General features: G+C 45.7%; 10 protein-coding genes and 1 tRNA gene. 9 read left to right on the top strand and 2 right to left on the bottom strand.

The genetic code is table 11. The features are described 5' to 3' along the window. Positions 1 to 75 precede the first annotated feature (75 nt). From NC796_RS14815 to NC796_RS14785, 7 genes are all read left to right on the top strand, one after another. Positions 76 to 1,035 (top strand): formylglycine-generating enzyme family protein, encoded by a 960-nt coding sequence (locus NC796_RS14815; RefSeq protein WP_310685461.1) that lies wholly within the window; start codon positions 76 to 78, stop codon positions 1,033 to 1,035. Positions 1,036 to 1,157: 122 nt separating this feature from the next. Continuing rightward, the gene (locus tag NC796_RS14810) at positions 1,158 to 2,306 is read left to right on the top strand and encodes an enolase C-terminal domain-like protein (RefSeq protein WP_310685459.1); all 1,149 of its coding nucleotides are present in this window, start codon (positions 1,158 to 1,160) and stop codon (positions 2,304 to 2,306) included. A gap of 301 nt (positions 2,307 to 2,607) precedes the next feature. After that, positions 2,608 to 4,245 carry a sodium/sugar symporter gene (locus tag NC796_RS14805; RefSeq protein ID WP_310685458.1) on the top strand — a complete coding sequence of 546 codons (1,638 nt, stop codon included), beginning with the start codon at positions 2,608 to 2,610 and terminating at the stop codon, positions 4,243 to 4,245. A 26-nt stretch (positions 4,246 to 4,271) separates the two neighbouring features. Further along, entirely contained in the window at positions 4,272 to 5,450 is a 1,179-nt protein-coding gene (gene galK, locus NC796_RS14800) for a galactokinase (RefSeq protein ID WP_310685457.1), read from the top strand. A 16-nt stretch (positions 5,451 to 5,466) separates the two neighbouring features. Then, positions 5,467 to 6,513, top strand: a complete 1,047-nt coding sequence (locus tag NC796_RS14795) for a UDP-glucose--hexose-1-phosphate uridylyltransferase (RefSeq protein WP_310685456.1) — start codon at positions 5,467 to 5,469, stop codon at positions 6,511 to 6,513. Between the two features lies 1 nt (position 6,514). Further along, positions 6,515 to 9,634: a glycoside hydrolase family 2 TIM barrel-domain containing protein gene (locus NC796_RS14790; protein WP_310685454.1), complete on the top strand. Its 3,120-nt coding sequence runs from the start codon at positions 6,515 to 6,517 to the stop codon at positions 9,632 to 9,634. A 34-nt stretch (positions 9,635 to 9,668) separates the two neighbouring features. Next, positions 9,669 to 11,639, top strand: a complete 1,971-nt coding sequence (locus tag NC796_RS14785; RefSeq protein ID WP_310685452.1) for a glycoside hydrolase family 97 protein — start codon at positions 9,669 to 9,671, stop codon at positions 11,637 to 11,639. Positions 11,640 to 11,856: 217 nt separating this feature from the next. On the opposite strand, the gene NC796_RS14780 is transcribed toward NC796_RS14785, so the two are convergent. Together NC796_RS14780 and NC796_RS14775 are read right to left on the bottom strand one after the other, a co-directional pair. After that, on the bottom strand, positions 11,857 to 12,753 hold the full coding sequence (locus NC796_RS14780) for a sensor histidine kinase (protein WP_310685451.1): 897 nt from the start codon (positions 12,751 to 12,753) through the stop codon (positions 11,857 to 11,859). Positions 12,754 to 12,883: 130 nt separating this feature from the next. Then, positions 12,884 to 13,462, bottom strand: a complete 579-nt coding sequence (locus NC796_RS14775; protein ID WP_310685450.1) for a DUF6940 family protein — start codon at positions 13,460 to 13,462, stop codon at positions 12,884 to 12,886. Positions 13,463 to 13,718: 256 nt separating this feature from the next. Here NC796_RS14775 and NC796_RS14770 point away from each other — a divergent pair. Both NC796_RS14770 and NC796_RS14765 read left to right on the top strand, forming a co-directional pair. Further along, positions 13,719 to 13,793: transfer RNA gene (locus tag NC796_RS14770), tRNA-Val, on the top strand. Positions 13,794 to 14,143: 350 nt separating this feature from the next. Continuing rightward, a complete protein-coding gene (locus tag NC796_RS14765; RefSeq protein ID WP_310685448.1) occupies positions 14,144 to 15,949 on the top strand; it encodes an alpha-amylase family glycosyl hydrolase in 1,806 nt (601 codons plus the stop codon). Positions 15,950 to 16,064: the final 115 nt, after the last annotated feature.

The following is a 16,064-nucleotide window of genomic DNA, read 5'->3' as shown; positions in this document are numbered from 1 at the left end:
GTTTAAATCGGGGAGTGGATGATATCTGATTATGAATATTCCTGAAGTGTAAAATTCAAAAAGGCGATCCAAAATATGGGTACAAAAGAAAATAGTGGCTGTTGTTCTCCCTCCCGTGGGACATCATCAGCTAATAAAAAGGGCTTGTCTAATGAGTTTTGCGGCAGTGGAGAAAGTGAGAAAGGTGGCATGACATTGATCGAAGGCGACACCTTTTTGATGGGGACTGATACGGATGAGGGATTTCCCCAAGATGGAGAAGGTCCGGTGCGCGAGGTGAAAATCGACTCTTTCTATATGGATACAATGGCTGTAACTAACAGGCAGTTCAGCCGATTTATTCATGAAACCGGGTATAAAACCGAAGCCGAACGTTTTGGCTGGTCATTTGTATTCAGGGATTTTATTCCCCAAAAAATTATAAAGAAAAATCCCAGCTCCCCACCCGATACGCCGTGGTGGAAAGGTATTGAGGGAGCAAGATGGAACCGGCCGGAAGGTCCTGGCAGCCATGTCAATGATCGGATGGAGCACCCGGTGGTCCATGTTACCTGGAATGATGCTATGGCCTATTGCAAGTGGGCGGGTAAACGATTGCCCACTGAAGCAGAATGGGAATACGCGGCACGTGGAGGGCTGCAACAAAAAACATATCCCTGGGGTGATCGGCTGATCCCGGAGGGCGAACACCGTTGCAACATCTGGCAGGGCGAATTTCCAGGACACAATACCGAAGAGGATGGATTCGTGGGAACAGCCCCGGTCGATGCATTCCAGCCCAATGGGTACGGACTCTACAACATGGCCGGCAACGTGTGGGAATGGTGTTCCGACTGGTTTAGCTCTTCCTACCCGCTGCTTAGAGTTAATGACAATCCCAAAGGACCAGGGGCAGGGGAAGCCAGGGTTATCCGCGGCGGATCTTACCTTTGTCATAGATCATATTGCAATCGCTATCGTGTGGCGGCCCGGACGGCTAATACGCCCGACAGCTCTACCGGCAATATGGGTTTTCGCTGCGCCAAAGACGCCTAAATAAAAAAGTGTGAAGGAGAGAAACTATTGCAAAGGGAGTTATTTCTAATATTTTAAAGTAGAGCTTGTTACCGCTAACACTACAGGCCTAATCAAAGGGATTAATTAAACAGGGATAGATTATGAAAAGGCAAAACTTTCTCCAGCTGCTAACCGCTGGAACTGGGGCAGCAGCGGCAGGAAAAGTATTTTCATCAGGTGTGGGACCCCAAGACAGCAAGAAAGTAGATCAAGCTTCAAAATTAGCAAACCATACCATCTCGGAGATAGAGTTTCGAGAGGTAAAGCTCAACTATCCGCGGCAAGTGGGAAAAAATGCGCAACTCGATATCCATGGCTTTGGTCCTACGATTGATGTTGGAATTATCCATACCGATAAAGGGATCCCCGGATTGGGTATGCTGCAGGCTTGGGGAGATGAGCGGGAACAGGCTGGCAAATATATAAAAGGCAAAGCTATACCAGAGTTATTTGATCCATCCGTTGGAATTATCGATGATCGGGCAGAAGCGTTTGATATTCCACTGCACGACTTGGCGGGAAAAATCCTTGAACAGCCGGTTTACGAGCTGCTGGGTCGCAAGACACCTTTTATCACCAACTGCTACAGCGGGATGATCTACTTTGATGACCTGGAACCTGCCGACAATCCAGCCGGGGTCGATAAAATCATCGAGGAGTGTAAATACGATTATGATGTGGGATACCGACAGTTCAAACTTAAAATTGGTCGCGGTAACAAGTGGATGCCACATGATGAAGGGATGAAGCGTGATATCGAAGTTACCAGGCTTGTGGCGGAAAACTTTCCCGACTGCGATATTTTGGTCGACGCTAATAACGGTTATAATCTTGAGGATACGATTACTTACCTGGAAGGAATTGGGGATGTCGATCTGTTCTGGTTTGAGGAACCCTTTCATGAAAACCATAGAGACTACTTGGAGCTGCGAAAATGGATGCTGACCAACGGCATTGAAACATTCCTCTCAGACGGAGAAGCAAATCCGGATCATGAACTGCTAATGGATCTTTGTCAAAAACGAATCCTGGATTTTCATCTTACCGATATCGCCGGATATGGATTTACAGCCTGGCGAAAACTGATGCCCAGACTGACACACCTTGCAGGTGGACTTGGAAATACTCCGACCATTGAAGGAGTTACCTGTGACTCTGATGATATTGATTTCGGCGATTATGAGCTGAATGAAGGCAAGCTTACGCCATCATCGGAACCTGGATTTGGAATGAAATTGATTAGCCGATAACTAAATATCCTGTTTAGAAAGATAGGATCTCCGGCAATGTTAATTTTACCTTTGTTTAATTGATGTGTTATCGTTAACATTATGAGTGTTGTTTAAAGGGTTGTTTTAGTATCACCCGAGGGTTTTTTTTGTTCAGTCAATTGAGTTTATAAATTTAGCTTATTGCCTGATCTGGTGTTACGGGGTTGCTCGTTTTTTTACTTTGCTTAACTATGATCAGTTCGCTCAATTCCAGATCGCAATCCTCACGGAACGTGTAACTGTACGGCTGTGTCAGCCAATAAATTTAATTCATTGATTTATGGGATTTACTACGCTCGACTACATAGTATTCAGTCTTTATGCGGTTGTCATTGTGGCAATTGGACTTTGGGTTTCACGGGACAAGGAAGGGCATCAGAAAAATGCCGAGGACTATTTTCTTGCCGGTAAATCACTTCCGTGGTGGGCGATCGGGGCTTCGCTGATTGCAGCTAATATTTCAGCTGAGCAAATTATCGGGATGTCGGGGTCCGGATTTGCCGTCGGCCTTGCCATCGCTTCCTACGAGTGGATGGCGGCCGTCACCTTGATAATCGTGGGTAAATATTTTCTCCCAATCTTCATTGAAAAGAAAATTTTTACCATTCCGGAGTTTGTAGAGCAGCGTTTTAATACCACGCTGAAAACGATTTTAGCTGTATTCTGGATTGCATTGTTTGTATTCGTAAATCTTACAACTGTACTCTACCTCGGAGCATTATCCCTTGATACTATCATGGGCACGGGCGATGGGAGCTTCATGACATATGCGCTTATCGGCTTATCCGCAATTGCCGCCGCCTATTCGTTGTATGGTGGGCTGGCAGCTGTTGCATGGACTGATGTATTACAAGTCGGGCTACTGGTTTTGGGCGGTTTGGTGGTTACCATTGCAGGTCTCAGTAATGTAACCCCGGAGGGAGGCATCCTTAACGGCCTGGCTCATATTTATGATGTAGCCGGAGAAAAGTTTACCATGATCCTGGACCAATCGAACCCGGAGTTTAGCAATTTACCCGGTATAGCGGTGTTGATCGGTGGCTTGTGGGTCGCCAATCTCTATTACTGGGGATTTAACCAGTATATCATCCAGCGAACATTGGCTGCAAAGTCACTCAAGGAATCACAAAAGGGGATTATATTTGCCGGGTTTTTAAAGTTGATTATTCCTTTGATCGTCGTTATTCCCGGTATCGTCGTGTACGTGTTGTATAATCAGCCCGAAGGCACTACCCAGATTGCTGGTGTCGTAGATGCTTTTTCCAGGGATGGAGGCGGAGTTCAATACGATAATGCCTATCCATGGCTTATGAGGGTATTTCTTTCACCCGGCTTTTTGGGATTGGTAGTGGCAGCACTTGCGGCAGCCATTGTATCATCCATGGCCTCGATGCTTAATTCGGTTGCTACCATATTTACAATGGATATCTATATCCCATATATCAATCGAGAGGCAACAGACAGGCAAACGGTGAACATGGGAAGAATTACCGCTGGAATAGCGCTGATCGTGGCCGTAGTGATGGCGCCACAACTGCAGAGCGTACCACAGGTTTTCCAGTATATCCAAGAATACACCGGAATGGTTAGCCCGGGCATACTCGCAGTGTTTCTTATGGGTTTATTCTGGAAGAAGACGACTTCCAAAGGGGCTATATACGGAGTCATTTCTTCTATCGTAATCGCCCTGTTTTTGAAAACCCCTGCTGTTCAACTACCCTTTTTGGATCAGATGTTTTATACCCTGATTGCCACGATCGCAATTATCGCGGGCGTTAGCTTGACGACAAATCCTCATGATGAAGATCCCAAAGCTATTCATACTACGGCAGAAATGTTTAAAACCGGGCCGGCCTTTAACATCGGGGCCTACATCATCCTTGTGTTGGTAGCCGTACTGTACGCCGTGTTCTGGTAAACCAAACTCTTAGAATTATTTGTACAATGAAGCAGTTAGTTGAAAAAATAGAATCAGAATTCAGCAGTCGTTTTCATGACGATTTTATATTGGTGAAATCTCCCGGCAGGGTAAACCTGATCGGTGAGCATACTGATTATAATGATGGGTTTGTGTTGCCAGCGGCCATTGATAAAGTAATTGTGGTTGCCATTGCTCCCAATGATAACCGGGAGATCAATATGGTAGCTGTCGATAAAGGGGAAACGCATCACTATCATCTGGATGATCCACTGAGCAAAACCGGGAAAGGGTGGCCTGACTACATCTTGGGAGTTATAGCTGAACTCCAGTTGAACGGCTTTGAATTCGGGGGCTTTGATTGCGTTTTCGGTGGTAATATTCCTATTGGTGCCGGACTCTCCTCGTCGGCGGCTTTTGAAGGCGGTATCATCACGGGAGTTGCCGAAATCTATGACCTGGATATTCCTAAACGAGATCGCGCCCTGCTGGGACAGAAAGTGGAAAATGAGTTTGTAGGTGTTCAGTGCGGTATCATGGACCAGTTTGTTAATATCCACGGGGAGGATGATCATGCCCTGAAGCTCGATTGCCGTTCCCTGGAATATGAACTGTATCCCTTCAAACAGGATGATATTCACATTGTGCTGTGCGACACCAAAATACGCCGCGAACTGGCAACCTCAGAGTATAATATTCGCCGCAAACAGTGTGAAAAGGGTGTTGAAATCCTGGCCCAATATGATGATTCTGTTGAAAGTCTGCGGGATGTGAGCCTTGAACTGCTGGAAGCTCATGAGGGGGAGATGGAGCCGGTGATTTACAAGCGATGCAGATACGTGATTGAAGAAAATAATCGCGTTGAACAAGCTTGTTCTGACCTCGAAAAAGGGGATATTGAACGTTTTGGCCAGCGGATGTACGGTTCCCACCATGGGTTGAGTAATATGTATGAAGTCAGCTGCGAAGAGCTGGATATCCTGGTGGAAGAAGCAAGGGAAATTGAGGGCGTGCTGGGATCTCGGATGATGGGTGGTGGATTTGGCGGATGCACCATCAACCTGGTTGAGAAAGCCGAGATCGAGTCGTTTTCCAGGACCATGAAGCAGCGGTATAATGAGCGTTTGGGAAGAGAAATTGAAATTTATCGCACCCGCATCGGGGCAGGAGCAGGTATTGTAGAGGCAACGCAGGAAAAAAACTGAACAAAAAATTTTAGATATGGATCTCGATTTTTCAGAACACCCACACCGCAGATTAAATCCCCTCACGGGCGAATGGATACAGGTGAGTCCGCACCGGGCAAAACGCCCCTGGCAGGGTAAGGAAGAGGAGGAAGCAAAAGACAAAAAACCGGAGTACGATCCCAAATGCTATCTTTGTCCCGGAAATGACCGGGCCGGCGATGCCCAAAATCCGGAATATGAAAGTACCTTTGTATTCACCAACGATTTTAGTGCATTGAAACCAGACACGCCGTCAGAGACATTTAACAAAGATGATCTTTTGGTGGCCAAGGGGGAGAAGGGGATTTGTCGCGTCATCTGTTTTTCCCCGCGCCACGATCTCACACTACCGGAGATGGAGATCAGCCAGGTACGCGAGGTGGTGGATCTGTGGGTAAGTGAATACACGCAGCTTGGAGAGCGCGAGTACATCAATTACGTGCAGATTTTTGAAAACAAAGGGCAGATCATGGGGTGTAGCAACCCGCATCCTCATGGGCAAATCTGGGCGCAGCAGACCATTCCTGACGAACCTGCCAAAGAGCTGAAACAGTTCAAAAAGCATTACGAGCAGCACGGCACCACGCTCTTGCAGGATTACCTGCAAATTGAAAAAGAGGAGCAGAAAAGAATCGTGGTTGAAAATGATGATTTTGCCGTAGTTGTTCCTTTCTGGGCCTTCTGGCCGTTTGAAACGTTGTTGGTAAGCAAGCGACCCTTCAGCCGCTTCACTGACATGTCGGAACAGGAAAAAGATTCTTTAGCCTCCATTATCCACCGGATTACCATTAAATATGACAATGTTTTTAATGTTTCATTCCCATATTCCGCTGGATTCCACCCGGCACCAACCGACGGGAAAGAGTACCCGGAATGGCATTTTCACATGCATTTCTATCCACCACTCCTGCGCTCTGCGACTGTTAAAAAGTTCCGCGTAGGATACGAAATGCTGGGAACCTCACAGCGGGATATTACCCCCGAATCAGCAGCCGGACTGCTTCAGGAACTCCCTGAAACTCATTACAAAAAATCCTGGTAAGATGTGTAATTATTCGTTTCTGGCACTTTTAATTTTTTTGGTATGTGCTCTTTCTGCAAACGGGCAACAGTCTCAAAACGACTGGGAAAATCCTTCAGTAGTGGGGATCAATGAAATAGCGGCTCATACGGATATTATACCCTTTGAGACGACGACCAAGGCCATTGAGGGCGATTCCCGCACCTCTGCTTTTTATCGGGCACTAAACGGTCAGTGGCGATTCAAATGGAGCAGAAATCCAGGGAAGCGACCCACTCAGTTTTACCGTAACGATTTTGATATTACCAGCTGGGACCAGATTACGGTACCCGGCAGCTGGCAGATGCAGGGGTACGGCACGCTGCTTTATACCAACGTTGGATATCCTTTCGAAAAGAATCCACCGCTCATTCCCGACAACCACAACCCGGTGGGGTCATACAAAAAGATTTTTACCGTTCCGGATAGCTGGGACGGCCGGAAAGTGGTGCTACACTTTGGCGGGGTATCTTCGGCGATGTACGTGTGGGTAAATGGTGAGAAAGTAGGATACTCACAGGATAGTAAATTACCGGCCGAATTTGATATTACAGATTATATTCAGGAGGGAAATAATACACTGTCTGTTGAAGTATATCGGTGGTCGGACGGCAGCTACCTGGAAGGTCAGGATATGTGGAGGATGAGTGGAATTCAGCGCGATGTCTACCTTTATTCTGTGCCCAGACTTCATGTATCAGATTATCATGTGAATGCCGGCCTGGGTACCAAATATGAAGATGGTATTTTTAATTTGGAACTGGTACTTCGCAATGAAGATGTACAAAGCTCGAGTGGTGATATTCAGTACGAACTTCTCGATCCGTCCGGTAATCGAGTTATCCGGGAGACCAAGGAATACAGCATTGCGAGTGGCGATTCATTGGCACTTCGTTTCCAGCAACAACTTGAGAACGTCTTGCAGTGGTCGGCTGAAAAGCCACACCTGTATACCCTCGTGATGCGACTGGGCAACGAGCGATTATCCGAAAAAGTGGGATTTCGGACTGTCGAGATTATTAACGGTCAATTGCGGGTGAATGGCAAAGTGGTGTTGCTTAAAGGGGTTAATCGCCATGAGCACGACCCGTTGAAGGGGCACACCATGAGCCGTGAAGATATGATCGCAGATATCAAAACCATGAAACGGTTTAACATTAATGCGGTCCGGACGGCACACTATCCCCACGATCCCTTTTGGTATGAGCTTTGTGACAAATATGGCTTGTACGTAGTGAATGAGGCGAACATTGAGTCGCACGGCATGGGCGTCTATGATTATCCTGAATACGGCTATCGTATGAGCAATAAATTGGCGGAAGATCCCGCATGGTACAAAGCCCATCTTCAGCGCATAAAAGGAGTTGTTGAGCGAGATCGAAATCATCCGTCGGTCATCATCTGGTCGATGGGGAATGAAGCCGGTGCCGGCCAAAATTTCAATAAAGCGTATAACTGGATCAACGAAAATGACTCAACCCGACCGGTTCAATATGAGCAGGCCTGGAAAGATGAGTATACCGATATCGTAGCCCCGATGTACCACCGGATCTGGGAGATGCAGGAATATGCCGATTCCAATCCCGACCGCCCGATGATCCTTTGCGAATATTCTCATTCCATGGGTAACAGCACAGGAAACCTGGAGGACTACTGGAACCTGATTGAAAAGGAACCGCACCTGCAGGGTGGATTTATCTGGGACTGGAAAGACCAGGGAATACTGGAAGAGCTTCCGGGAGGCGGAAGTTACTGGGCATACGGCGGCGATTTTGGGCCAGAGGATACGCCCAGTGACGGAGCGTTTGCACTCAACGGGCTATTGTTCACCGACGGTTCACCAACTCCCGCGCTGCATGAGGTCAAAAAGGTGTACCAATACCTCAAGTTCGTCCCTGTGAACCTCAGGGCTGGACGCATTGCTGTTCAGAATGAGTATCAATTCACGACCACAGAAGATTTTGAGTTTGAGTGGCAGCTACTGGAGGATGGCAAAGCGATAAGGAAGGGGACAATTACATTTGAAAAACCCGTCGCACCCGGAGGGCAGGGGCATGTTAAGATACCTATTGATGGAATGAAGCCCGATCCACAAAAGGAGTATTTTCTCAATCTCTATGCTTATACCAAAAAAGAAACAGACTTGGTGGACAAGGGACATGTAGTAGCCAAAGAGCAGATTAAATTGCCGTTTGAACAGAAGCAACCTGAACTTGAAACGATCGGCGAAACGATTACGCTACATGAGGACACTGACAATATCCGGGTAGAAGGTGACGATTTCACGATTCTTTTTGACCGGCAGGGTGGGTTCCTCAAAACATATGTTTGGCATGGACAGCACCTGTTGGAAGATGGTCTCAAACCGGATTTCTGGCGAGCTCCTACAAGCAATGATAAAGGTGATGGCCTGCCACAGCGGGCATCCGTATGGCGTAATGTGGAGCAACAGCGTGAGCTCGAGTTCATAGAAACAGAGCAGCGTTCTGACGGCGAAATTCTAGTCACTACGGAATCGACTTTTACAAAGACTGGTTCTCAATTTAACGCCGATTACACCACATTCGGGGATGGCACCATCAAGGTGGATGTAGCTTTTACAGCCGGCAGTGACACCCTGCCTGAACTGCCTCGTGTGGGGATGAAAGCAGAGCTGGCGGGCGATTACGAGAATTTGATGTGGCTGGGCCGGGGACCACACGAAAATTATCAAGACCGGAATACCAGCGCTTTTGTAGGAAGATATTCCGGGAAGGTTATCGAACAGTTCGTTCCCTATATGACGCCGCAGGAAAATGGTAATAAGACCGGAGTTCGATGGTTCGCCCTGCAAGATCACCACCACACGGGCTTAATGGTAAAAAGCTACTCCGAGCCGTTGAGCATCAATGCCCATCACTACCGGCAGGAGGATCTCATTGGACTCGATTATTATTACCAGGTGCCCGCTCGTAGCATGGTGGAGCTACACATTGATCTTAAGCAACGCGGCTTAGGTGGAGATAACAGCTGGGGCAATATGCCACTGGATAAGTACCGGCTGTTGGATACAGAGTATGAATATAATTTTATATTGGAACCTATTTTTCGCAATGAGCTGTAAAAAATCAGGGATTAATCTAAACAATAGGGTAATAATGAAGAGTTTGAAACGGGATTCAGTTCTATTGTTAATATTGATGCTTGGCATTTTTAGCAACGTTCAGGCACAAGAGACCGTTGAGCTAAGCTCACCAGATCAAAGGACAAAAGTTACTGTCACAATTGACGACGCCATACAATATACTGTGGAATTCCAGGGGGAGCAGATCCTTTCGCCCTCCGAACTTTCCCTCAATGTTCGTGATGTAGGAGTGCTTGGTCAAAATCCGGATTTGGTCAAACAGAATCGTACTAGTGTCGACACAATTCTCCAGCCAGTGGTCCAAAGGAAAAGCAACCAGATTATAGACAAACACAATGAGCTGAGACTGGATTTTGCCGGGGATTACAGTGTGATCTTCAGGGCATACAATGATGGTATTGCATATCGTTTCCTTGCCGATCTTCCTGAGGAAGAAGTTATTGTAAATGGAGAGCAGCTGGAGTTTAATTTTTCGGGCAACCACGAGATCTATTTCCCCGAAGAGGAGAGCTTCATGACTCATCAGGAGCGTAGCTATCTGAACCTGAAATTAAATGAAATTTCTTCCGATCGATTCAGTAGCATACCGGCACTTGTCGATATTGACGGCGGACCCAAGGTGTTAATAAGCGAAGCGGATCTACAGGACTATCCCGGCTATTACCTCCAGGGCACGGGTTCTACAACATTTACGGGCATTTTTCCGCATGTGGCTACTGAAGAAAAACTGGAGGGCGATCGAAACCTTCATGTAACTGATCGTGCGGATTACATCGCCGAAACCAGTGGCAGCCGTTCTTTTCCATGGCGAATGATGGTGATAGCGGAGAATGACGGTGACCTTATCACCAATCAGATGGTTTATAAACTAGCAGAACCCAATCGAATTGAGGACCCATCCTGGATCAATACCGGGAAGGTGGCATGGGACTGGTGGAATGCAAACAACGTGTATGGCGTAGACTTCGACGCGGGCGTCAATACCGAAACCTACAAATACTACATCGATTTTGCCTCTGAGTTGGGACTCGATTATATCATCCTGGATGAAGGATGGTATGAGCTGGGAGATCTGTCTTCCGTCAGCGAGGGGATGGATATCGAGGAACTGGTAGCATATGGCGATTCAAAAGGAGTGGATATCATTTTATGGGTTGTATGGAAGACGCTGGAAGACCAGTGGGATTACGCTTTTAACCAGTTTGATGAATGGGATGTCAAAGGTATCAAGGTCGATTTTATGCAGCGAGATGACCAGTGGATGGTCAACTGGTATTGGGACGTTGCCCAAGAGGCAGCTCAACGGGAACTTTTGGTCGATTTCCACGGGTCATACAAACCCACCGGGCTCAGCAGGACCTACCCCAATGTCATCACCCGTGAGGATGTAAAGGGAATGGAGCATAACAAGTGGAGTGAGGATATCACCCCGGAGCATAACCTGATTCTGCCGTTTATCCGCATGGCAGTGGGGGCGATGGATTATACTCCCGGGGCCATGATTAATGCTACATCGGAGAATTTTCGAGACGTATTCACCAAGCCGATGTCGATGGGTACGCGGGCACACGAGCTGGCAAAATATGTTGTCTATGAGAGTCCGCTGCAGATGCTATGTGACAGCCCGAGTCATTATTATGAGCAAAAAAATCATACGCTTAACTATCTTTCCGATGTACCCGTCACTTGGGATGAAACCCGTGTTCTGGAGGCTGAGCTTGCCAACTATGTTTTGCTGGCCAGAAGGAAAGGCGATACCTGGTATCTGGCCGCGATGACTGACGGCGATAGCCGCACATTAACCACCGATCTTTCTTTCCTTGAAGATGGTGATTATGCTGTTGAGATCTTTAAAGATGGCATTAATGCCGACAGGTACGCCAGTGATTATAGTTATACTACACAGAGAGTCAGTCGTGAAACGCAGCTGGATATTGAGATGGTCAGTGGCGGCGGCTGGGTAGGAGTCATCCGGCCGGAATAAGCCGATAACAAAAGCTGAATTAAGGTTTGTTACTCACTGAAAATTGCGTTCTAATGCCTTGTCACCCCTGAACATTCGGGTATAAGGAACGCAGATGAGGGAGATGGTGCGAATCAGCGCGGAATATAGTTCTTACCATGGCTATCCGCGTAGATCGTCACCATCTGCGTTATGCGGTGTTCCCCCCTGAACCCGATACCATAAGGTTGACATAACACTAGCCATAATTGGCAAGGGAGTTCATGGCGGAGTACGAGCCCGTACGTTCTGAGATCTTAAACTTGATTATACAATTAACGTTACCATCCTGTTGGTCGTGAGTCCACTCTGTAGTTCCTTTGAGCTGACGGGTATAAATCTTAATCAAGGTGGCCTCAAGATGTTTGTTTTTATTAGTTAGTTTTTCCAATATCTCCGGATTGATATCCCGAAAGCAGATCTTAATGGAAACTTCTTCTTCATTTGTACAGACGAGTTGAAACAATCGGTCCTGGACCGTACTCTTTGACAGGCGAATTTGTGAGAGCACCTCGTTAATTAATAAACCAAGAGGGATGGCTTGGTTTATATTTATTATGAGCTCATCAATACTTAGCTCCACGGGATCTAATGTATTTGTTGCAGTATGAGATTTAACCAGTTCGTGCAGGTGCTCGTGAAATGGAATATTGGTAAGATTTTCTTCACGAAAAAGGAGTTCCTGAATGTCCGCCAGTGTGTGTATACGGTACTGTGTGGTTTTTAAAGCCTGCCTGTTATCACCAGTTAGCTCCTGCGACTGCAGCTCAACAAGCCCGGCAATGATAGCAAGATTGTTTTTAACCCGGTGATGCAACTCGCTGAGTAGTGTCTGTTTTTCATCTAATGCATCCTCCAGTTGTTCACGACTTTTAAGCAGTGTTGAAGTCGTCTGCCTAATAAGATAGTATAACAGGAGGGCAGTGACGATGACAAAGAACAGCCCCTTGTAGGTCTGGAATTGCACAAGCAGATCTTCCTCTTGAATCAGAGCGGCCAAGAACTTGTCACTAAAAATGATCCAGATACAGGAAATACCTAAATAGATAAGGGTGATTTTTAGACTATACTTCCCCGATAATGAAAATGTTCTCATTAGCCACTCCTTCACTCCAAAATTGTTATACCTAACCCCAAGAGATAACAAGAGTAGAAACTGAGTGGTTTGTTACAAAATATTTTACAGCCAGATATTTTTTCAGGAAACCTTCAGAAATCCGCAGCCTCTATAACTTTTTATATTTCTCTGTTTGGTAATACTTGGGGGTAGAGTCAATTCTTGCGTGCAGCCAGAATACTCCGAGTCCTGAGGTGCTGAGCCATTTTGGTTCATTCCCAAGCGAGACCATCATTTTGTTCGCAGTGACCCTCCAAAAATCGTCAATCTGCTCCTGTCCGCCACTTCTTACAAAATTTCCGAGATGTGTATAACAATCCTCTTCCATAGTTGGGCAGGGGACCACGAGCAGAGCATCTCGGCCTAGATTTGGAAATGTAACGATGCTTTCTCCCGTCTTATAATACTGCCTGAACGTTCCCGGCTGCGGTGATTTGCCCGCCAGGTAGTTGCTGTTCACCAGGGTACATTCATAGGGTTCATCCTGGTTATACCTGGTCATAGGTTTATTTTCCCAGAAGAAAGCCTCTAAACCGGATTGCGCTAACCTATGATTATAAAACGTTCGGAACTTGGCAGAGTCTTTCAGTAATTCAAGGAATTCCCGGTTTTGTAATGGAACACCATCTTCTTCGATACTAAATCTGATAACGCTGTCTGAACTAACTTTATCAATAAAACTCCACATATTGCTGTCCTGATTCTCATTTATTTGTTATGCCAACTTGCAGTTTTAGAAAATCCATGCTCAGAGACTCTGGGGTCGGTAGCTGGTATGCAAAAGCTTAGTTGTGTTCATTTTTATTATATCGTCAATGCTGCTATAATTCCAACTGCTAATGCAACAGAAATCCCTACATTTTTTCTATAAGTTTCTGACTTGTTAAAAGGTCCAATTTATTATTGATTAGCATAGTACTAATTTCCTATATTCAGTTCGCTTTGGGTGCTTAGCTCAGTTGGTTTAGAGCGCTACCCCGACACGGTAGAGGTCACTGGTTCGAATCCAGTAGCACCCACATTTATCCTGCCTGATTAGTTACCCTTTGAACAATTTATGCTATTTTTCTGTAGAGTTAACAGGCTTAGTTATCTCTCCTTGCCAGGTCTGATCTACACTACTCCATAATGTGGAACTCAAGTGCCCCGGACTAATCCCAAAGATTGGCCTTTATGGATTTAATCCGGACTGCCTTCTTAGGGTGAACTCACTCAATATGCGAAATGGCTTACCTTAATCCCATCTTCTATTATGACTTGACTCCATTGCTTTTAGAGTGAAATTATCGCAATTTATTGGTATTAGCTTTATATAATAGGTTTTTTTGCTGGTCAAGTTTTGACGTTTAAAAAATCTGTCGAAACTAAAATGAAAAGTAAACATGATATTGATTTAAAAGAACTCACAAGAAATCGTGAGTATTACCCGTCTCCCGAAGAATGGGAAGAGCAGATACTTTATTTTCTTATCACGGACCGGTTTTCTACCGGGGAGGAGAAAAACCTGTATAATCCCGAAAGAGATTATGAAAATGCGTTAAGGGATGAAAACACAAAGAAACGTTGGCTGAAGTATGGAACAAAGTGGAACGGGGGAACGCTAAAAGGGATCAAAAGTAAGATTGATTATCTTGCTGAACTGGGCGTTACGGCCATCTGGATTAGCCCCATTTTTAAGCAGGTTTCTTTTGAAGAAACCTATCACGGGTACGGCATACAAAATTTCCTGGACGTCGATCCTCATTTTGGGACAAAAGCTGAACTCAAGCAGCTTGCGGAGGAGGTACACAGCCACAACATGTACTTTATTCTGGATATAATCCTTAATCATGCTGGTAACGTCTTTCAATACGAAAACGGCACTCCAAATTATGACGGAAACGTATTCCCGATAAAGGCGTTTCTTGACGAGAACGGGAAACCAGCCATACGACCTGATCCTGTAGAAGTTGATACTTTGTATGAAGCCTGGCCTGACGGGGGAATATGGCCCATAGAACTAATGTCCCCTGATGCATTTACCCGAAAGGGACAAATTGTGGATTGGGACCGTTATCCAGAATATACGGAAGGTGATTTCCTGGCTCTAAAGAACATTTACACCGGCAATGGAGAATTTGATGAATTTCACCCTTCAGAGGCGTTGAAGATTCTTACGGAATGTTACAAATACTGGATTGCGTATGCTGACATTGACGGATTTCGACTTGATACAGTAAAGCATCTTGAGCCGGGGGCTACCCGCTACTTTGTTAGAGAAATTCATGAATTTACGAAAACGATAGGGAAAAATAACTTTTATGTAATAGGAGAAATTACCGGCGGATTTGAGTTTGCCATAGAGACCCTCGACAAGACGGGAGTAGATGCAGCGTTGGGGATAAATCAAATTCCGGAAAAGCTGGAAAATGTTGCTAAAGGATATCTAAATCCGGTTGACTTTTTTGATCTGTTCAAGAATTCCGAATTGCTGGGAGAGGATGAATATAGATGGTACAAAGACAATGTTGTGGTGATGTTTGATGACCACGACATGGTGGCACAAACTGGGCACAGCCGATTTTGCGCCGACAAGAAAACGGCACCCCTTCTGTTAAATGCGCTCTTCTTAAATCTTATGTCACCCGGGATACCATGTATTTATTACGGGACGGAGCAGGGTTTTGACGGGAGCGGGGATCATGACAAGTATGTTCGTGAAACGATGTTTGAGGGCAAATTTGGCGCTTTTAGAACTGTCAATCGACATTTTTTTAACGTGCACAATCCCATCTTCAGGGAACTGTCTAAAATGATAAAGATAAGGAAAGAGAATTTGACACTACGGCAGGGCCGTGTCTATCAACGCGCGGTCTCATACAAAGGCGTGGAGTTTGAGCTGCCTCATAAACTGGATGAAACCAGGCATACAGGAGTCATTGTTTGGTCTCGCATTTTTAGTACGGAAGAGATCGTTCTTGCATGCAACTGTGATTTGGAAAATGACCGAAATATATATGTCGTCATAGATTCAGGTTTGCACATGCCCGGAAGTGTATTTGAATGCATCTATTCCACTGAATCTTCACAAGAATCACATGAAGTAGAGGTTGAAGAGTTGGTGGGTAAGAACGTTATCCGTTTTAGGGTGCCCAGGTCTGGATCTGTAGCATATCGTAACAAACCTAAGCTGTAGTTCATGAGAAGAAAAAAGTGAGAATTCTACCTGTTCTCAATCTCAATTTTCGTTGTATACCCCTTACTTTAGTTGTATAAATGCGTTTTTTGAGAAAATTACCTACATTCCTGTA

Source organism: Aliifodinibius sp. S!AR15-10 (assembly GCF_031569985.1).
Lineage (GTDB): Bacteria > Bacteroidota > Rhodothermia > Balneolales > Balneolaceae > JAMQKA01.
The sequence above is the reverse complement of the archived record's forward strand: the minus strand, read 5'-3'. Positions and strand labels throughout refer to the sequence as shown.

Coding starts and splice junctions, on each gene's coding strand:
- NC796_RS14815 (WP_310685461.1), top strand. CDS start 76: ATGGGTACAAAAGAAAATAGTGGCTGTTGTTCTCCCTCCCGTGGGACA.
- NC796_RS14810 (WP_310685459.1), top strand. CDS start 1,158: ATGAAAAGGCAAAACTTTCTCCAGCTGCTAACCGCTGGAACTGGGGCA.
- NC796_RS14805 (WP_310685458.1), top strand. CDS start 2,608: ATGGGATTTACTACGCTCGACTACATAGTATTCAGTCTTTATGCGGTT.
- galK (WP_310685457.1), top strand. CDS start 4,272: ATGAAGCAGTTAGTTGAAAAAATAGAATCAGAATTCAGCAGTCGTTTT.
- NC796_RS14795 (WP_310685456.1), top strand. CDS start 5,467: ATGGATCTCGATTTTTCAGAACACCCACACCGCAGATTAAATCCCCTC.
- NC796_RS14790 (WP_310685454.1), top strand. CDS start 6,515: ATGTGTAATTATTCGTTTCTGGCACTTTTAATTTTTTTGGTATGTGCT.
- NC796_RS14785 (WP_310685452.1), top strand. CDS start 9,669: ATGAAGAGTTTGAAACGGGATTCAGTTCTATTGTTAATATTGATGCTT.
- NC796_RS14780 (WP_310685451.1), bottom strand. CDS start 12,753: ATGAGAACATTTTCATTATCGGGGAAGTATAGTCTAAAAATCACCCTT.
- NC796_RS14775 (WP_310685450.1), bottom strand. CDS start 13,462: ATGTGGAGTTTTATTGATAAAGTTAGTTCAGACAGCGTTATCAGATTT.
- NC796_RS14765 (WP_310685448.1), top strand. CDS start 14,144: ATGAAAAGTAAACATGATATTGATTTAAAAGAACTCACAAGAAATCGT.